At 69.7% G+C, this 17,196-nt stretch carries 14 protein-coding genes; 10 read left to right on the top strand and 4 right to left on the bottom strand.

The genetic code is table 11. The annotated features are described in order from the left end of the window. Positions 1–4,878: an RHS repeat-associated core domain-containing protein gene (locus ED92_RS26040; protein ID WP_037342902.1), complete on the top strand. Its 4,878-nt coding sequence runs from the start codon at positions 1–3 to the stop codon at positions 4,876–4,878. A gap of 56 nt (positions 4,879–4,934) precedes the next feature. Continuing rightward, on the top strand, positions 4,935–5,558 hold the full coding sequence (locus ED92_RS26035; RefSeq protein ID WP_037342901.1) for a TetR/AcrR family transcriptional regulator: 624 nt from the start codon (positions 4,935–4,937) through the stop codon (positions 5,556–5,558). Position 5,559: 1 nt separating this feature from the next. Here the strand turns inward: ED92_RS26035 and ED92_RS26030 are convergent, their stop codons facing one another. Next, positions 5,560–6,531, bottom strand: coding sequence for an amidohydrolase family protein (locus ED92_RS26030; RefSeq protein WP_037342899.1), 972 nt, complete (start codon positions 6,529–6,531; stop codon positions 5,560–5,562). 84 nt (positions 6,532–6,615) lie between these two features. Between ED92_RS26030 and ED92_RS26025 the strand changes: the two genes are divergently transcribed. The 5 genes from ED92_RS26025 (at position 6,616) to ED92_RS26005 (ending at position 11,316) form a co-directional block, all read left to right on the top strand. Continuing rightward, positions 6,616–7,488, top strand: a complete 873-nt coding sequence (locus ED92_RS26025) for an alpha/beta fold hydrolase (RefSeq protein ID WP_037342898.1) — start codon at positions 6,616–6,618, stop codon at positions 7,486–7,488. Further along, entirely contained in the window at positions 7,485–8,453 is a 969-nt protein-coding gene (locus ED92_RS26020; RefSeq protein WP_052120864.1) for a VOC family protein, read from the top strand. The genes ED92_RS26025 and ED92_RS26020 overlap by 4 nt, the downstream gene beginning before the upstream one ends. A 13-nt stretch (positions 8,454–8,466) precedes the next feature. After that, positions 8,467–9,963 carry a bifunctional 3-(3-hydroxy-phenyl)propionate/3-hydroxycinnamic acid hydroxylase gene (locus ED92_RS26015; protein ID WP_052120863.1) on the top strand — a complete coding sequence of 499 codons (1,497 nt, stop codon included), beginning with the start codon at positions 8,467–8,469 and terminating at the stop codon, positions 9,961–9,963. 84 nt (positions 9,964–10,047) lie between these two features. After that, positions 10,048–10,863 carry a serine hydrolase gene (locus tag ED92_RS26010; RefSeq protein WP_037342896.1) on the top strand — a complete coding sequence of 272 codons (816 nt, stop codon included), beginning with the start codon at positions 10,048–10,050 and terminating at the stop codon, positions 10,861–10,863. Between the two features lie 84 nt (positions 10,864–10,947). Then, on the top strand, positions 10,948–11,316 hold the full coding sequence (locus tag ED92_RS26005; RefSeq protein ID WP_037342895.1) for a VOC family protein: 369 nt from the start codon (positions 10,948–10,950) through the stop codon (positions 11,314–11,316). Here ED92_RS26005 and ED92_RS26000 read toward each other — a convergent pair. Next, positions 11,313–12,194 (bottom strand): alpha/beta fold hydrolase, encoded by an 882-nt coding sequence (locus ED92_RS26000; RefSeq protein WP_037342894.1) that lies wholly within the window; start codon positions 12,192–12,194, stop codon positions 11,313–11,315. The two genes, ED92_RS26005 and ED92_RS26000, sit on opposite strands and share 4 nt — an antisense overlap. A 67-nt stretch (positions 12,195–12,261) precedes the next feature. Here ED92_RS26000 and ED92_RS25995 point away from each other — a divergent pair, with 67 nt between their 5' ends. Beyond that, a complete protein-coding gene (locus tag ED92_RS25995; RefSeq protein WP_037342892.1) occupies positions 12,262–12,888 on the top strand; it encodes a helix-turn-helix domain-containing protein in 627 nt (208 codons plus the stop codon). 239 nt (positions 12,889–13,127) lie between these two features. Here ED92_RS25995 and ED92_RS25990 read toward each other — a convergent pair whose 3' ends face one another. Then, positions 13,128–13,727, bottom strand: coding sequence for a TetR/AcrR family transcriptional regulator (locus ED92_RS25990; protein WP_037342890.1), 600 nt, complete (start codon positions 13,725–13,727; stop codon positions 13,128–13,130). Positions 13,728–13,817: 90 nt separating this feature from the next. On the opposite strand from ED92_RS25990, the gene ED92_RS25985 reads away from it, so the two are divergent. Continuing rightward, positions 13,818–15,308, top strand: a complete 1,491-nt coding sequence (locus ED92_RS25985; protein ID WP_037342889.1) for a carboxylesterase/lipase family protein — start codon at positions 13,818–13,820, stop codon at positions 15,306–15,308. Between the two features lie 16 nt (positions 15,309–15,324). Here ED92_RS25985 and ED92_RS25980 read toward each other — a convergent pair whose 3' ends face one another. Continuing rightward, entirely contained in the window at positions 15,325–16,557 is a 1,233-nt protein-coding gene (locus ED92_RS25980; protein WP_037343447.1) for a PP2C family protein-serine/threonine phosphatase, read from the bottom strand. Positions 16,558–16,699: 142 nt separating this feature from the next. Between ED92_RS25980 and ED92_RS25975 the strand changes: the two genes are divergently transcribed. After that, positions 16,700–17,149, top strand: a complete 450-nt coding sequence (locus ED92_RS25975) for a MarR family winged helix-turn-helix transcriptional regulator (RefSeq protein WP_235213367.1) — start codon at positions 16,700–16,702, stop codon at positions 17,147–17,149. Positions 17,150–17,196 lie beyond the last annotated feature (47 nt).

Below are 17,196 nucleotides of genomic sequence, written 5' to 3'. Positions count from 1 at the left end.
GTGTCCAATCCGTTGATCGCGCCCACTCAGGATTCGACGAAGTGGTTCACCGGCGTCTCGTTGCTGGAGACCGCGGACGGGCTGAAGACGGCGATCGAATCCGGGGACTGGGCGGGCGTCGCGATGGGCGCGGTCGGGACCGCGCTGGACGCGCTGTCGATGGCGCTGGACCCGTTCGGCGCGATCCTGGCGGCCGGGGTGTCGTGGCTGATGGAGCACGTCGGCCCGCTCAAGGACGCGCTGGACGCGTTGGCGGGCAACGCCGACGAGGTCCAGGCGCAGGCGCAGACGTGGGCGAACGTGGCCAAGGAACTGGGCGAGGTCAGCGAGGAGCTGACCGTCCTGGTCAAGAAGGACATCGAGTCGTGGAAGGGCGAGGCGGCCGACGCCTACCGCAAACAAGCGACCGACACCGCCACCGTCATCCAATCCGCGCAAAAGGGGTCCGAAGGCGCGTCGTCCGGGGTGAAGACCGCGGGCGAGGTCGTCGCGGCGGTGCGGACCCTGGTGCGCGACATCATCGCCGAGCTGATCGGGCATCTGATCTCGTGGGCGCTGCAGGTGGTGTTCACCCTCGGCATCGGGCTGACCTGGGTGGTGCCGCAGGTGGTGGCGGCCGTGGCGAAGACGGCGGCGAAGATCACCGGCCTGACGACCAAACTGGTGAAGGCGCTCAAGGCGCTGGTCCCGCTGCTGAAGAAGGCCGGGGACCTGTTCGACGACGCGGCGAAGGCGTTGAAGAACCTCAAGGGCGGCAAGGTCACTCCCTCGGGCAAGCCGAAGGACCTGGACACGAAGCCCAAGGGACCGCCCAAGGACAAGGACAAGGGCGGCGACGACTCCACCACCCCGTCGGGCGACCACTCCTCCCCGAAGAACGACCCGCCGAAGAACGACCCGCCACCCAAAAGCGATCCGCCGCCGAAGAACGACCCGCCGGACAACTCGCGCGGCCTCGACGGTTCGCACGGCGACGGCTCGACCACCACCTCCGGCGCGAAAGGCGGTGGAGGCAAACGGGATCGGACCGAGACCAACGAACCGGGCTGCAAGGAAGGCAGCGGTGACCCGATCGACGTCCAGAGCGGGGACGTGCTGGTCACCGAAAGCGATCTGGTCGTGCCGGGACCGCTGGGCCAGCTCGTGGTCCGCAACCACGTCTCGTCCTACCGGGGCGGTCGCTGGTTCGGCCCGTCGTGGGCGACGCTGGTGGACGAGCGGCTGACCGTCGCGAACGGGACGGTCACCTATTACTCCGCCGACGCGATGATCCTGCGGTTCCCGGTGCCCGCGCCGGGAACGGAGGCCACCGCCGTGCACGGCCCGCCGCGGCGGCTGCGCGGCGAGGGCGCCGAGTACTTCCTGACGGATCCGGGACGCGGCACCGAACGCCGGTTCGTGCCTGCCGAAGGCGACCCGGGTCTGTTCCTGCTCAAGGAGATCCGCACCGAGGAGCACGCCTACGTCGAGCTGGAGCACGACGACGACGGCGCCCCCGCCAGGCTCAGGCACTTCGGCGGCGCGTGGATCGCCTTCGACGTCTCCGACGGCCGGATCCGCGCCATCCGCGCGCTGGGCGAAGCCACCGAAGTCCCCGTCGCCCGCTACGACTACGACACGCGCGGACATCTCAGTGTCCGCACGAATTCCTCGCCCCATCCGGCCCGCTACAGCCACGACGCCGAGGGCCGGATCACCGGCTGGACCGACCACAGCGGCGCCTGGTACCGCTACGTCTACGACGAGCACGGCCGCTGTGTCCGGGGCGTCGGGGATCAGGGCTACCTCGACACCTCGCTCGGCTACGGCGAGCGGACCACCACCGTCACCGACTCCTTCGGCCTTCGCACGGTGTACGAGTTCGACGAGGACGGGAACACCGCGGGGCTGACCGACCGGCTCGGCGGCGTGATCCGGAGCGAGTACGGTCCGCGCGACGTGCTGCTCAACCGGACCGACCAGCTCGGCAGGCGGACGGAGTTCGAGCACGACGCGGCCGGGCGGCTCCGCTCGGTGCTCCGCGCCGACGGTTCGCGTGTGGTGCTCACGGAATGGACCCACACCGAGCTCGCGATCGAGGTGACCGACGGCGACCGGGTGTTCCGGCGGCGGTACACGGCCCCGAACGTGCCGGATCCGTACACGGACCCGCTCGGCGTCACCGAGGACCAGCACCTCGAGGACTCCTACGTCGACGATCCCGCCCCGGGTGACGTGGTGCCCCGGCTCGAGGTCGATCTCTTCGGACGGCCGCGCGCGGTCGAGGAGGCCGGCGGCGGCCGGACCACGTACGCGTGGACGGTGGAAGGTTCCCTGCGGGAGGTCGTCGCCGCGAACGGGACCCGCCGCCAGTGGGCCTTCGACGGCGAGAGCCGGGAAACCGCCCGCATCGACGAACTCGGCAGGACGACCCGTACCGAGAACGGCCCGATGGGCACGATCACCGCCACGATCGACCCCGGCGGTGCGCGCACCACTTGGCGCTATGACACGGAATTGCGGCTCGTGGCGGTGACCAACCCCGCCGGGCAGACGTGGCACTTCACCTACGACGCCGAAGGACGGCTGCTCACCCAGCAGGATTTCGCGGGCCGGATCACCCGGTGCGATTACGACGCCGCCGGGCAGCGGGTGCGGCGGGTCAACGCGGCCGGTGAGTCCGTGGAGTGGCGGTACGACCTGCTCGGCAACCCGATCGAGCGGATCAGCCCGTCGGGTACCGAGACCTACTGTTACGACCCGGTGGGGCGTCTCGTGCGCGCCACCGGCCCGGACGGTGTCGTCGAGCTGGAACACGACGAGGCGGGCCGGGTCGTCCGCCAGGCGGGCACGGCCGGGGACACCGCCGTCGGTTATTCCACCGACACCAAGACCATGCGCACTCCGTCCGGAGTGGACGTCCATTGGGGACAGACCGACGACGGGGCGGAGCTGCTGCGGATCGCGGGCACCGAACTGACCTTGCGCGAAGACGCCGCCGGGCGCACGGTCGCCGTCTCCGCCGGAGTGAATCCGTTGCTGCGGCAGGAATTCGACCCGGCGGGCAGGCTCGTCGCGCAGCACACCCCGGCCGGCACCAAGCGCTACCACCGGCGGCCGGACGGCAGCGTCGCCGCGCGGGAGGACCCGGCGGGCGGAGTGCGCTACGAGTACGACTACGCGGGCCGGATCACCGCGGCGCACCATCACGGCGCTGCGGAGCACTACACCTACGACGTACTCGGCAATCTGCTCTCCTCGTCGCTCGGCCCGGGCGCGGCGCGTTACGTCCACGACGGGCAGGGCAGGCTGATCCGGCGGACCCTGCCCGCGCCGGACGGGACCGAGCTGACCTGGGTGTTCGGCTGGGACGCGCACGACCACCTGGTCACCGTGCACACGCCGGACGGCGCCCGGTGGCGTTACCGCTACGACGCGCTGGACCGGCGCGTGGCCAAGGAGCGGCTGGACTTCACGGGAGCGGTCGCCGAACGGGTCGATTTCACCTGGGACGGCAACGATCTCGTCGAGGCCCGGCACACCTTCGGCGGTGCGCCGGTGGAGACCCTGACCTGGATCCGCCATCCGTACGGGAACCGGGTGGTGGCACAGGCGCGCACCCTGCCCGGCGGCCGCACCGAGGTCGCCGCGGTGATCACCGACGAGATCGGCACCCCGACGGAGCTGGTCGGCCCGGTGGACGGCCGGGTCAGCCTGGTCCGGACGAGCGTCTGGGGTCTCGTCGCCCCCGGCACCCGCCCGGAGACGCCGCTCCGGTTCCCCGGCCAGTTCCACGACGCGGAAACCGGGCTGTACTTCAACCTCTTCCGCTACTACGACCCGGTCAACGCGCGCTACATCTCGCCGGACCCGCTGGGCCTGACCCCCGGGCCGAATCCGGAGACCTACGTCGACGATCCGTTCCTCGAGGCCGACCCGCTCGGCCTGACCAGGAACTCCGGCAAGCAGACCAACTACGCCGACGACCCGTACGCCTATCTCGACGACGACTCCACCTTCAACGCCCCGGCCCCGTGCAAGAAAGCCAAGCGGCCCGCGGCGAACCAGAACCCGGGGGCGGGCAACGCGGGCAACGGCGCCGGTTTCGCCAAGAAGCCCAAGACGGGCAGGCACGAACCCCCGATCACCGGCGACGCCAACAAGTCGCACGGCGATTCCGGCCGCACGGTGATGGAGGGCGGCGGCAAGGAGGGCAAGGGAACGCTCGACGGCTCCGGAAAGGGCGAATACCCGGGCGGAACCGACCCCGCGGGCAACCACCTCACCGACGTCGACGGCCTGAACGGCAAGGGCCACTCGAACTACGATCCGCGCCTGCGGGCCGAGCTCGACAAGCTGCGCTCGTCCGACCCCAACGACAAGATCGGCTACAAACCCGACCACCCCAACGGCTACTTCATCAAGGGCCACCTGCAGAACCAGGTGCTCGGCGGCTCCGGCACCGCGGACAACATGACCACCCTGTCCCGCAAGGCGAACGCCCAGATGTCGGGCAACTTCGAGGGGAAGCTCAAGGAGGCCGACATCAAGATCGGCCAGGTCAAGGAAGCCGTCGGCGGGATGAAGGACCCGGAGCTGCAGCGAAAGCTGAACGCGTTGGGTATCGACAAGACACCGGCGGAGTTCCGGCAAGAGGCCGGGCGCCTGGAGGTGGACTACTCGGTCACCGCCAGCGACAAGGTCAAATGGAAGGACGCCGTCAACCCGGAAGAGCGCGGCATCCGGGACCACGTCGTGCTCAACGCCGAATACAAGAACCTGACACCCGATCTGCAGAAGTTCATCGATTTCCGGATGAAGGACGACTTCCTGACGAAATTCCCGCCCGTGGGCACGAAGATGGACACGATCAGCGGCAAGTTCGACCCGCCGCTGTGACCGGCACGCCTTCCCGTGTCCCGTAGCATTCACTCCAGTAAGTGGAGGGAGCTCGGATGACGGAAGCCCGCAAGACGCGACAGCGCCGCGCGAACGGCGAGGAGTCGCGCCGCCGGATCCTGGACGCGGCCGCCGAGATCGCCGGCGAACGCGGCTACGACGGCACCAGCATCGCGCAGGTCAGTGAGCGCTGCGGACTGCCGGCCAGCTCGATCTACTGGCACTTCCGCGACAAGGACGAGCTCATCGCCGCGGTCATCGAGCGCAGTTTCACCAGCTGGCTGGGCGCGTTCACGCTCCCGGCGGACGGCACGCGTCTCACTCTCGGGGCGTTCACCGAAGTCGCGACCCAGGTCGGGAAGACCCTTCTGGCCACGCCGGACTTCCTGCGCCTCGGCTTGATGCTGGCGCTCGCGCGACGCCCGGAGGAGCCCACGGCGCGACGGAAGTTCCTGGAGGTCCGGGAGATCGCGCTTCGGCGGGTGGAGTCGGCCTTCGCCGCGTCCGCGCCCTGGCTGACCGAAGACACCGTGCGCCTGGTCGCCCTCTACGCGCTGGCCGCCGTCGATGGTTTCTTCGTCGCCAAGGAGATCGGCGGGGACGACGTCGACCTGCACCGCTTGCTGGCGTTGCACGCGCGGGCCGTGTTCGACCTCGTCGACGGCGACCGGCCTTCGTGATTCATCCTTTCAAGCGCGGGAACAGCGCTTCGGAGTTCCCGCGATCGATCGCGGCGCGCAGGCCGGGGTCGAGCGGGTACTTCTCGAACTGCTTGTTCAGGAACCCGATCGCGACGGGCGGCGCGAACGGGAAGTCGCTGCCGTAGGTGATGTGGTCGGGTGACGCGACTTCGAGCAGGCTGGGCAGCGCGGCCGGGCTCGCCGACAGGGCGACGTCGTAGTAGAACCGCTTCAGCACCGAAAGTTGTTTGGGTACCTGGTGTTTCTGGTCGAGCAGCGTCCAGGCCTGCTGCGCCTTGTTCTTCTCGTTCAGCATGGCGAGCAGAATCCGGTAGGCGATGTAGGGCACGAACCCGCCGGCGTGGGCGAGGATGAACTTGATACCGGGGTACTTCTTCATCGAGCCCGACAGGATCAGGCTGATCGCCGTGCGGGTGGTGTCCAGCAGGAAATCGGCGGTGAACGTCGGGATGCCGGGGACCTCCGGGGCGGGCAGTTCGCCGGGGTGGACGAAGACGACGGCGCCGCGCTCGTGCAGGAACCGCAACAGCGGCTCGAAGCCGGGGTCGCCGAGGTAGCGGCCGTCGTTGTTGGCCAGCAGCACGATTCCGTCCGCGTGCAGCACGTCGAGCGCGTACTCGGCCTCGGCGACGGCCCCCTCGACGTCGGGAAGGGTCAGGGTGGCGAAGAACCCGAACCGGTCTGGCTCTCGTGCCACGACCTCGGCGCTGAATTCGTTGATCTCCCGCGCCCAGCGGCGTGCCTCGGCGACGTCCCCGAAGTAGACGCCCGGCGTCGACAGTGACAGCACGCCGGTCTGGATGTCGTTGCCGTCCATGAACTTCAGCGCGGCGCCTTCGGACCACGCGGGCAGGTCCACCCCTCCGGGGCGAATGCCTTTCTCGTGCATCCAGGCCGCGTAGCGCGGCGGGACCAGGTGCTGGTGGGTGTCGATCCGGCGGGCACGGCTCATCGGTTTCCCCTTCCTTGACGTCTCGTCGCCTCAAGCTTACCGTAGCGATCGCTCCAATTGTATCGATCACTACAGGAGTGACATATGACCTCGACTCGCACGGTCCGTGCCGGCGCCCGCGACGTCTTCCTCGCCGACGTGTCGCCCGGGGGCGGCCACGACGCGCGGCGTCCCCCGCTGCTCCTCCTGCACGGAGGCGGGCCCGGGGCCACCGGTCTGTCGAACTACGCGCGCAACGTCGACGCGCTGGTGGCGGCGGGACATCGGGTCCTCGTACCGGACATGCCCGGCTACGGACAGTCCACAAAGGACCTCGATCAGACCGATCCGTTCGGTGATCTCGCGATCTTCGTTCGCGAACTGCTGGACGCGCTCGATGTCGAGAAGGCGCACGTGGTCGGCAATTCCTACGGGGGCGCGGCCGCGTTGCGGCTCGCGCTGGACCGGCCGGACCGGGTCTCGTCGCTGGTGCTGATGGGACCCGGCGGTATCGGCACGACCCGGAAGCCGCCCACGAAAGGCCTCAACGCGCTCCTGGACTACTACTCCGGGAACGGCCCGAGCCGGGCGAAGCTGACGACGTTCGTCCGTGACTACCTGGTGCACGACGCCTCATCGGTGCCGGACGAGCTGATCGAATCCCGCTACCAGGCGAGCATCGACCCCGCCGTGATCGCCGCCCCGCCGTTGCGGCGGCCGTCCGGCCGCGACGCCCTGCGCACCCTCTGGCGGATGGACTTCACCCGCCAGAGAGGCCGGCTCGAACGCTGCGCGATCCCGACGCTGGCCGTCTGGGGAACCCTCGACAAGGTGAACCGGCCCTCCGGCGGGCCGTGGCTGGCACGCACCATGCCCCGCTGCGATCTGCATCTGTTCGCCCGGACCGGTCATTGGGTCCAGTACGAGCAGGCGGACCGGTTCAACCGGCTGCTGCTCGACTGGGTGAGCGCGGCATGACCCGCCCCGACATCTTCGGCGCCGCGCGGCTGGGTTACGTCGTCGTCGAATCCCGGCGGCTGACCGAGTGGAACCGGTTCGGCGCCGACGCGATCGGCCTGCACGTCGACGCGCTGACCCGCGACACGCTCCGGTTCCGGCTCGACGACCGCGAGTGCCGTTTCCTGATCCAGCGCGGTCCCGCCGAGGACGTCACCGCCGCGGGCTGGGAGGTCGACGACCACACGAGCTTCGAGGTGATCCTCGGCCGGGCCACGGCGGCCGGCCTGCCGGTCACGGAAGGGACTGCGGAGGAAGCCGCACTCCGCGGCGTCGAACGGCTCTGGCGCTTCCCCGGCCCCAAAGGCATCGCCACCGAGATCTTCACCCGCGCCCGCACGAGCACGACGGCGCCGCGGATGCTCAACGCCGCCTTCGTGACCGGGCGGAGCGGCATGGGCCATCTCGCGATCACCACCACCCGGCCCGAGCGGCTGCACGCGTACTGGGACGACCTGCTCGATCTGCGGTTGTCCGACCGGATCGTCGAGCGGATCGGCCCGGCCAGGCTGAACATCCGGTTCCTGCGCAGCGGGCGACGCCACCATTCGATCGCGGTCGCCAACGTCGCGGGCCTCGCGATCGACCCCATCCGCACCTCGGTGCAGCACGTGAACATCGAGATCGCCACCCTGGACGACCTGCTCGCGAGCTTCCACCGGGTCATCGAACTCGGTTTCGCCATGGCGTGGTCGATCGGGCAGCACACCAACGACCGGGAACTGTCCTACTACTGCGTCACGCCATCGGGTTTCGAGCTGGAGGTCGGCTGGAACCCCGTCGTCGTCACCCCGGAACTCGAGCGCACCTGGGAACCGACGACCTACGACGGCATTTCGCTCTGGGGCCACACCCCCGCCGGCGTGCGCGTCACCACCCTCATGTCCCGATTCCAGGCCGCGGTGCGGTCACTTCGCGAAGGCTAGGAGGCACGACACCGTGTCCGGCATTGCGCATTACGACGTGGCCGTCATCGGCTACGGCCCCAGCGGGGTCACCGCCGCCAACCTGCTCGGCGCGCAGGGGCTCTCGGTGGTGGTGATCGAACGCGAGCCCGAGGTCTACGGCCGGGCGCGGGCCATCTCCACCGACGAGGAGGTCGTGCGGATCTGGCAGCAGACCGGCCTGGCCGACGAACTCACCCGCGACATGCTCGCCGGGCTGCCGATCGATTTCGTCGACGACCACGGCGTCCCGTTCCTGAGCGCGGCCTTCGAATCCGCGGGGCACGGCCATCCGCCGCAGCAATTCCTGTACCAGCCCGCGTTGGAAGCCGTTCTCCGTTCCGGTGTCGCCCGCTTCCCGAACGTGGAACTGCTGCTGGGACGCGAAAGCCTGCGCGTCCGGCAGGATTCCGGCGGTGTGGAACTGCTGCTCACCGACGGCGACCGGCTCGACCGGGTCCGCGCCTCCTGGGTGATCGCCGCCGACGGCGGCTCCAGCGCCACCCGCGGTCAGCTCGGCATCGGCTTCGACGGCCGCACCTACGAAACCCGCTGGGTCGTCATCGACACCGCGGTCAAGAAGGAATGGCCGGGTATCGGGCGGTTGCGCTTCCACTGCGATCCTCGTCGCCCCGCCGTGGACTGCCCGACGCCGCTCGGGCATCACCGCTGGGAGTTCCCGGTGCTCGACGGCGAGGACGAACGCGAGCTGGTCACCGACTCAGCTGTCGGGGAACTGTTGGCACGACAGGGAATCACCTCAGAGCACGTCACGGTCCTCCGAGCGGTGGTCTACAGCCATCACGTGCGCATCGCCGCGCGCTGGCGTGCCGGCCGGGTGTTCCTGGCCGGGGACGCGGCGCACGCCATGCCACCGTGGATCGGCCAGGGCATGGCCGCGGGCGTACGCGACGTCGCCAACCTGTGCTGGAAACTGGCCGCCGTCGTCCGCGGGGAACTCCCCGAATCGGTACTGGAATCCTATGAGGCGGAACGCAAACCGCACGTTCGCGAAGTGACCCGCCGGGCCGTCCTGGTCGGCGGCCTCATCACCCAGCGCCGCCCCGCCGCCACCCGGCTGCGCAACGCGGTGCTCCGCCCCCTCGCCCGCCGCCGGTTCGTGCGCCGGACGCTGGTCAAGCACTCGTGGGTGCCGGAAGCCCGGTACCGCGACGGATTTTTCGGTGCCCGCACCACTTCCGCGGTCGGACGCAAAATCCCGCAACCGTGGGTCCTCGATTCCGGCGGCACCCGCCGTCGTCTCGACGACGTCCTCGGCGGACGGTGGGCCGTGCTGGCGACCGGCGAGGTGGCTCTCGACTGCGAGCGGGACGCCGTCCGGCTCACCGTCCTCGCGCCCGGCACGCGCCCGGCCGACGGCGGCGTGGTCGACATCGACGGAACCCTCCTGGCGTGGCTGCGGCGGCACCGGTCCGGCGCGGTCGCGCTACGGCCGGACGGCTTCGTCCACACGGCATCGGCCGGAAAATGACCGGCCGCCCGGCCGTGGCAACCTCGGCCGCCCGCGAACGTCTTGTCCCTCAGGAAGAACCGCTACCGAAAACCTGGGGAACGCATGAAGAGACTTTCCGCCGTCCTGACCGCGATGCTGGTGGTACTGGCCTTGACACCTGCCACGCCCGCGGGCGCGACGACCCGTTTCGACCGGGAACTCCAAGCCCGCATCGTCCGCGCCCAGGCCTACGCCGACAGCAGGCCCGGTGACACCGGGATCGTCCTGCGGGACCGGTGGACCGGCGCCGTCTACCGGAGCGCGGACGCCGGGACCCTCATCTGGGCCTGCTCCACGCCGAAGCTGGCCATGGTCGTCGACCTGTTGCTGCGCAACGATTCCGGTGCCGTCCAGCTGACCGCGGAAGACCGCGACCTGATGCACCGCATGCTCAACTCCAGTGACGACGCCGCCGCCCACACCCTGTGGACCCGCTACGGCGGCGAGGCCGAATTCGCGCGGCGCTTCCCGTCCTACGGGATGACCGACATGCGGTTCACCGACCAGCACCCGCATCACTGGGGCTGGATCCTGACCACCGCGAACGACCTGGACCGGCTGATCAACCACGTCCTGACGAAGCTGCCCCGCCATCACCGCGACTACATCGTCCACGAGATGCGCACCGTCGACGTCAACCAGCAGTGGGGCGTCTGGGGCGCCGGCCCCGCCGCCCGTCCGGGTAACAAGGACGGCTGGTCCGACGACAACGACGACGGCTCCTGGATCATGAACTCGGTCGGCTTCGTCGGGCCGCACGAGCGGTACACCCTCGCGTTGATGAACAACACCAAGGTCATCCAGAACGGCTACGAGACCGGGCAGGAGACCACCACCAAGATCAGCGAGATCCTGTTCAAGGGCTATTTCAAGGGCTGACCGGCGCCCACCTTGACTCGTGTCAGCATCCTGACATACCCTCGGCTATGTCAGGATGCTGACACGACGAAAAGGAGCACGACCATGCCCGCCACCGGCCCGGATTTCATCTCGCTGCAAGCGCGTGATCTCGACGCTTCACAGGCGTTCTACGAGCAGTACCTCGGCCTCGTCCGCTCACCGGCCGGACCGCCGCACGCCGTCGTCTTCGAGACGAAGCCGATCGCTTTCGCACTCCGCGAGGTCATTCCCGGCACCGACCTCGAATCCGTCCCGCAGCCCGGTATCGGCGCCGCGATCTGGCTCCACGCCACGGATGTCCAGGCCATTCACGACGCGCTCGTCGCCGGCGGGCACACCATCGTCTCCGCGCCGATCGACGGCCCCTTCGGCCGGACGTTCACCTTCGCCGACCCCGACGGCTACCGGATCACCCTCCACGACCGCGTCTAAGACGCCGCCCAGTCGCGGTACGCGGCCACGAATTCCTCGGGCGCGTCGGATTCCACGTAGGTGCCGGCGCCTTCGACGATCACGGTCACATGGTCGGTGAAGGTGGCTTCCAGACGTTCACGTTCCCGGGGACGGAATGCGATGTCCTTGTCGCCCCACACGATCAGCGTCGGGAAGTGGGCGATGTCCGCGAGCCCGGCCTCGATCTCGGCGAAGAAGTCACGGCTGGCGAGGACCCGATGCGGGAACATGGCGGAGGCCCGGCGCCGCTCAGGAATGTCCATGGGCCGCCGGTAATGCGCCATCTCTAGTGCGGTCGGCTTGCGTCGTCGATGTCCCAACGGGACGAACATGTTGACGACGAAGTTCAGTCGCCTGGCCAGAAAACGGCCAGGAGGGCCGCCGAAGATCCGGGAAAAGTACTCGAAGTGGAAGACGCCGTTGACCGGCCAGGCCCAGGTGTTGGCGAGCACCAGCCGGGTGAAGACGTCAGGCCGCCGCTGCACGGTGGCCAGGCCGATCAGGCCGCCCCAGTCCTGCCCGACCAGAGTGACGTCCTCGAGGCCGAGCGCGTCGACGAACGCGGTGACCACGTCGGCGTGCTCCTCGGGCCAGTAACGGTATCCGGGCTTCGGTGTCGACAAGCCGAAGCCCGGGTAGTCGAGGGCGACGCACCGGAAGTCTTCGCGCAGCGCGCGGATCACGTCGCGCCACAGGAACGACCAGGTCGGGTTGCCGTGCAGGAACAGAAGTGTGGGGCCGGATCCCTCGTCGAGGTAATGGACGGCGTTCCCGTCGATGTCGACGAACCGGCTCTCGAACGGGAACAGGTCGTCGTCGACCCAGGAGGGCCTCACGTTCGCGGTGACATCCGACATGGCGACCCCTCTCCGGTACACTTGAGCTTGTCACGCGCACTTGAGAAAAACAAGCAGAGGGAACTCGATGCGGAGCTACGGCCAGTACTGCGGGCTCGCCCGTTCCCTCGAAGTCGTGGGCGATCGGTGGAATCTGCTCATCGTCCGCCAGCTCCTCATCGGCCCCGCCCGGTACCGGGAGCTGCTCGACGGCCTGCCCGGTATCGCGACCAACCTCCTCGCCGACCGGCTCCGTGACCTGGAGTCCTCGGGCGTGGTCGAGCGGCGGCTGGCCGGTTCGGGCAGCGTGGTCGAGTACGCCCTCACGCCCTGGGGCGCCGAACTTCGCGAGCCGATCGAGAGCCTGATCCGCTGGTCCGCCCCGTTGATGACCCGCGGCCCCGGAGACGACTCGTTCCGCCCGGAGTGGCTCGCGCTCGCCCTTCCCGCCTTGCTCGTCGCCCGGGTGAAGGTCCGCTCCGCGGTGACGATCGGCCTCGAAATCGGTGGCCCGCCCTACCAGCTCCGCGCGACGCGCTCCGGCTTCGAGGTCGACCCGCACGATGGCCGCGAACTCGACGCCACCGTTCGCGCCGTCCCCGCCTGCGTCCTCGGACTCGCCGCAGGCGCCCTCCCCCTCGAAGACGCCCGCGCGCTCGGCCTGGTCGAGATCGATGGTGACGAGTCCGTCGTCCGGGCGGTCTTCGCCGCTTGACGGGGTCGGAGTCAAGACGCGGGAATGTAAAGCGAAAGGGACGTCGAGGATGGCGGCCTATTGTTCTCGCAGTACGGCAGCGAGGTGCTCATAGACGTCTTGGTCGAACGCGACCAGCCGGATCTGCCTGACGCGAGTCGGCGTGGACCTGAGGGTGGCGATCGCGGGGAAGGCCATGCTGCGCGCGAACTGAACCGGCTGCCTTCAGCGTCGATCGAACACCCGCGGCACAACAGCGATCACGTACTCCTGAACAGCCGGTCCAGATGCACGTCGATCGCGGCGAGTGCGTCCTGGGGCTTGATCACGTCGAGTTCGAGCAGGGAGGCGAAGCCGGTGAGGGCGAGGAGCAGGTTGGTCTCGGTCGCCGGGTCGCGGCCGGAGTCGATGTGCCCGTCGGCGATCGCCTGGCGGACCAACTGCTCGACGAGGGCCCGCCCTTGGACGAGGCCGCGGCGCGCCTGCTCGTGCACGGTCTCGTCGTGCAATGCCTCCAAGACGTAGGCGGTACTCATCCGGCTGGTCGCGCGGGCATCGGCGTGCAGGGGGAGCATTTCCGCGAGCGTCAGTCGCAGCACGTCACGGGGGTGCGGACGGTCACCGAGCTTCTCGATCCCCTGGCGTACGCGCATCGAGGTCTGCTCGGACGCGAAATCCATGGCGAAGGAGAGCATGTCGGTCCGGGCGGCGAAGTAGTGCTGCAGCTGCCCGAGTGACATACCCGCCTCCTGCGCCACCACGCGCATCGTCAGCTGTGTGACGCCGCGCTGCTCCACCACCCGCCACAGTGCGCGGGCGATCGCTTCGCGGCGTCCGCGGTGATCCACCTGTTTCGGCATCGCCCAGTCTTCCCCTCATGCCGTTCCAATACAGTTGACATAATACACCTGACCCATAATCCTGGGTTCGCCCGAGGGGAAGGAATCGTCATGTCCGAACAGCCGAAGGTGCGGACCACGGAAGGCGTGGTGCAGGGGCTCCGGCGGCAGGGGCACGCGGTGTTCCGCGGCATCCCCTACGCCCAGCCGCCGGTCGGACAGCTCCGCTTCGCCGCGCCCGCGCCGCCGCACCGCTGGGAGGGGACGAGGCAGGCGGTCGAGTTCGGCCCCGTGGTGCCGCTGTCCCTGCCGATCGACGTGTCTCCGCAAGGCAGCGACTGGCTGACGCTCAACGTCGGCACGCCGGATCCCGGCGCGGCGGGACTGCCGGTGCTGGTGTGGATCCCCGTGGGCGGCTACCTCTCGGCGGCGTCGAGCGACCCGATGTACGACCCGGCGGCGCTGGCCGAGGCCGGAGTCGTCGTGGTGACCATCAATTGCCGCGTGGGCGCGGAGGGATTCGCCTTCCTCGACGACGCGCCGCCCAACCGCGGCTTCCTCGACCAGATCGCGGCGCTGGAATGGGTGCAGCGCAACATCGCCGCCTTCGGAGGCGACCCCGGCCGGGTCACCGTGGGCGGGGTGTCCGCCGGGGCGGGCTCGGTCGCCGCCCTGCTGACGATGAAACCCGCACGCGGCCTGTTCCGGCGGGCCATCGCCCATTCGGTCCCGGGGCTGCACAACACGCCCACGCTGGCACGGCGAGTCACCGCCGCGTTCGCGGACCGGGTCGGCGCGACGGCCCCCACCGCCGAGGCCCTGCGCGACATCGACCCATGGCGCCTGGCCGCCGAGCTCACCTCCTTCAACGCCGGCCTCCACGCGCACCGGGAGAGCTGGGGACGCCTCACGGAGACCGGCACCGCGCTGTGCCCCGTCGTCGACGGCGAGGTCCTCCCGGAAACGCCGTGGCCCGCGCTGACCGGCGGGCGCGCGAGCGGGACCGAACTGCTCGTCGGCCACACCCGGGACGAGTTCCGGTACTTCAGCGTCATCAGCGGACGGCACGGCACCTTCACCGAGGAGGACGCCCACTCCGCCCTGCGACTGCACGCCCCGCGGCCGGACGGCGCGCGGGCCTACCGCGCCGCGTTCCCGCGAGCGAGCCCGGAGGAACTGGTGGAGACGCTGTATTCCGACGCCCTCTTCCGCATGCCGTCACAGCAGCTGGCCGAGGCGAACACCGCGGCAGGCGGCACCTCCTACCTGTTCGAGCTGTGCTGGGTCGCCCCCGCCCTCGGCGGCATCCTCGGCGCCTGCCACAGCCTCGACGTCCCCCTGGCGTTCGGCACGCTGAACAGCCCCGTCGGCACCCAGCTCATCGGCGAGGAACCCACTCCCGACGCCGTCGCGCTCTCCCGCGAACTCCAGCAGACATGGGTCCGCTTCGTCACCACCGGCGACGCGGGCTGGCCCGCCCACCGGCCCGGCGAGCACCTCACCCGCGTCCTGGACACCGAGTCGAAGACCCTGCCCTACCCCGAACAGGCATCCCGCCGGATCTGGGACGGCCACTCCCCCGCCCCCTTCGATCTCTCGTGATCGTCCGGGCCGGTTCCTACCGCGACGGCGCCACTCGGTCCGATGTTTCCTCGATGGTCGCGGAGGCGATGTCGGATTCCCGGTCGGCGCTGGGGTTCGAGCCGAACCAGTCGAGGCAGACGACCATGGCGTCGTCGGCGGCCAGCCCGCCGTGACGCCGGTCGTGCAGTTCGGCGAGAACGGCGCTCGGAACGTGCGCCGCGGGCAGGTCCGCGGTCGTGAGGATGGCCTGGGTCAGTTCGCTGTCGCCGTAAAGCTCGCCGTGGGGTCCGGCCGCGTTGTACACGCCGTCGCTGACGAAGACGAACCGGTCGCCTGGCAGGGCCTGCAGGGTTTCGGCGGTGTACTGGGTGTCTTCGAAGGTGCCGAGGGGAAGCTGTTCGTCGAAGTGGACGCGTTCGGCTTTGCCGTCGCGTAGCCGCCAGAGGCGCGGCGAGCCCGCGTCGACGGCGGTGATCCCCCCGGTCGCGAGGTCGAATTCCAGCAGGAGCGTGGCGACGTGTTCCTGACCGCGGTGCTGCGCGTAGATGGCTTGGTCGGCGAGTTCCGCCTGTGCTTCCAGGGGAATCCCGGCGCGGCGGGCGTTGCGCAGCGCGTTGACGGCGAGGTTGGTCAGCAGGGCGGCGCTGCTTCCCTCGCCCATGCCGTTGACCAGTGTGACCGCCAAGGTGCGGGCGGAGGCCGACCAGTCGAAGCAGTCGCCGTAGATGGCGTAGGCGGGTTCCAGCTGGCCGCCGAGCGCGAATTCGGGCCGGCTGCACGCGCGACCGGGGAGCAGCTGCCACTGCATCTCCGCGGCGAGCGTCAGCCGGGACGAGCGGCGGGCCTGCACGTACAGATCGGTGTCACGATCGGCGACGAAGACTTCGTGCCCGAGCGCCTCGGCGAACCGGCCGAGTTCGGCCCACACCGGCGGTTCCGGCTCTTCGGGCAGCGTGACGGCCAGGACGCCCAGCCGATCGCCGCGCACGGTGACCGGAAGGTTGGCGCGGATACCGTCTTCGCCGCGTTCGAACGTCGCCGACTGGCTGGTGAAGGCCTCGCCCGCCGTGGTGCCGGCCACCGGCATGGGCTCGGTCGTGTATGGCAGGACGGTCACTCGCCGCAGTTCGGTGAGGCTGTAGTCGGCCATCAGCAGTTCGACGTCGCCCGCGCCGAAGTGTTCGCTCAACGCCGCGCGCAGCCCGTCGAGCAGCGCGTGCGGCTGGACGCCACGCAGGACACGCTCGACTGCCAAGGATCTGTCCACCGGGTTGCCTTCCGCTCGCCCGAAACCCGGCCCTCGGATCGAGTACACGGGAATGAGTCCGCACCGCTCCGTCGGACCGGTCGCAGGACGTGCCGCGGTGAGCTGAGCTGACAGTTCAGCATAAGGATGCGAGAGTGGGTCTGTGAATCGGTCCTCCGAGCCGCCCGGCACCGAGACGGTGGCGGCGGCCGTGACCGAGACGGCCGAGCTGCTCGAGATCATGTTCGAGCGGGCTCGCGAGGCGTCACCGCGTCCGCTGTCGACGTCCCAGGTACGCGCGGTCGTGGCGCTCGATCACCACGACGGCCTGAACCTGCGCGCCCTCGCCGACGTCCTCGGCTCCACCCCGCCGCTGGTGAGCCGCCTGTGCGACCGGCTGGAGGCCGTCGGGTTCCTCGAACGGCTCCCCAGTTCGGCCAGCCGCCGCGAAATCACGCTGCGGCTCAGCGACCGTGGCCGCGCGTATCTGCGGGATCTGCGGGCCCGGCGGCGGGAAAGCCTGCAGACCGTGCTGGCGAAACTCACCCCCGAGACCAGGGCGGCGCTCGCCACGGGCCTCCGGGAATTCCGTGAGGCCGCGGCGGGCGACTAGGTCCGGGTATGGCGTGACCGGTTCTCTCCAGTAGGCTAACTATTGTC

Source organism: Amycolatopsis sp. MJM2582, assembly GCF_000754115.1.
GTDB lineage: Bacteria > Actinomycetota > Actinomycetes > Mycobacteriales > Pseudonocardiaceae > Amycolatopsis > Amycolatopsis japonica.
The sequence above is the reverse complement of the archived record's forward strand: the minus strand, read 5'-3'. Positions and strand labels throughout refer to the sequence as shown.

Coding starts and splice junctions, on each gene's coding strand:
- ED92_RS26005 (WP_037342895.1), top strand. CDS start 10,948: ATGCCCGCCACCGGCCCGGATTTCATCTCGCTGCAAGCGCGTGATCTC.
- ED92_RS26030 (WP_037342899.1), bottom strand. CDS start 6,531: ATGAGCCGTGCCCGCCGGATCGACACCCACCAGCACCTGGTCCCGCCG.
- ED92_RS26000 (WP_037342894.1), bottom strand. CDS start 12,194: ATGTCGGATGTCACCGCGAACGTGAGGCCCTCCTGGGTCGACGACGAC.
- ED92_RS26025 (WP_037342898.1), top strand. CDS start 6,616: ATGACCTCGACTCGCACGGTCCGTGCCGGCGCCCGCGACGTCTTCCTC.
- ED92_RS25995 (WP_037342892.1), top strand. CDS start 12,262: ATGCGGAGCTACGGCCAGTACTGCGGGCTCGCCCGTTCCCTCGAAGTC.
- ED92_RS25990 (WP_037342890.1), bottom strand. CDS start 13,727: ATGCCGAAACAGGTGGATCACCGCGGACGCCGCGAAGCGATCGCCCGC.
- ED92_RS26035 (WP_037342901.1), top strand. CDS start 4,935: ATGACGGAAGCCCGCAAGACGCGACAGCGCCGCGCGAACGGCGAGGAG.
- ED92_RS26010 (WP_037342896.1), top strand. CDS start 10,048: ATGAAGAGACTTTCCGCCGTCCTGACCGCGATGCTGGTGGTACTGGCC.
- ED92_RS26020 (WP_052120864.1), top strand. CDS start 7,485: ATGACCCGCCCCGACATCTTCGGCGCCGCGCGGCTGGGTTACGTCGTC.
- ED92_RS25985 (WP_037342889.1), top strand. CDS start 13,818: ATGTCCGAACAGCCGAAGGTGCGGACCACGGAAGGCGTGGTGCAGGGG.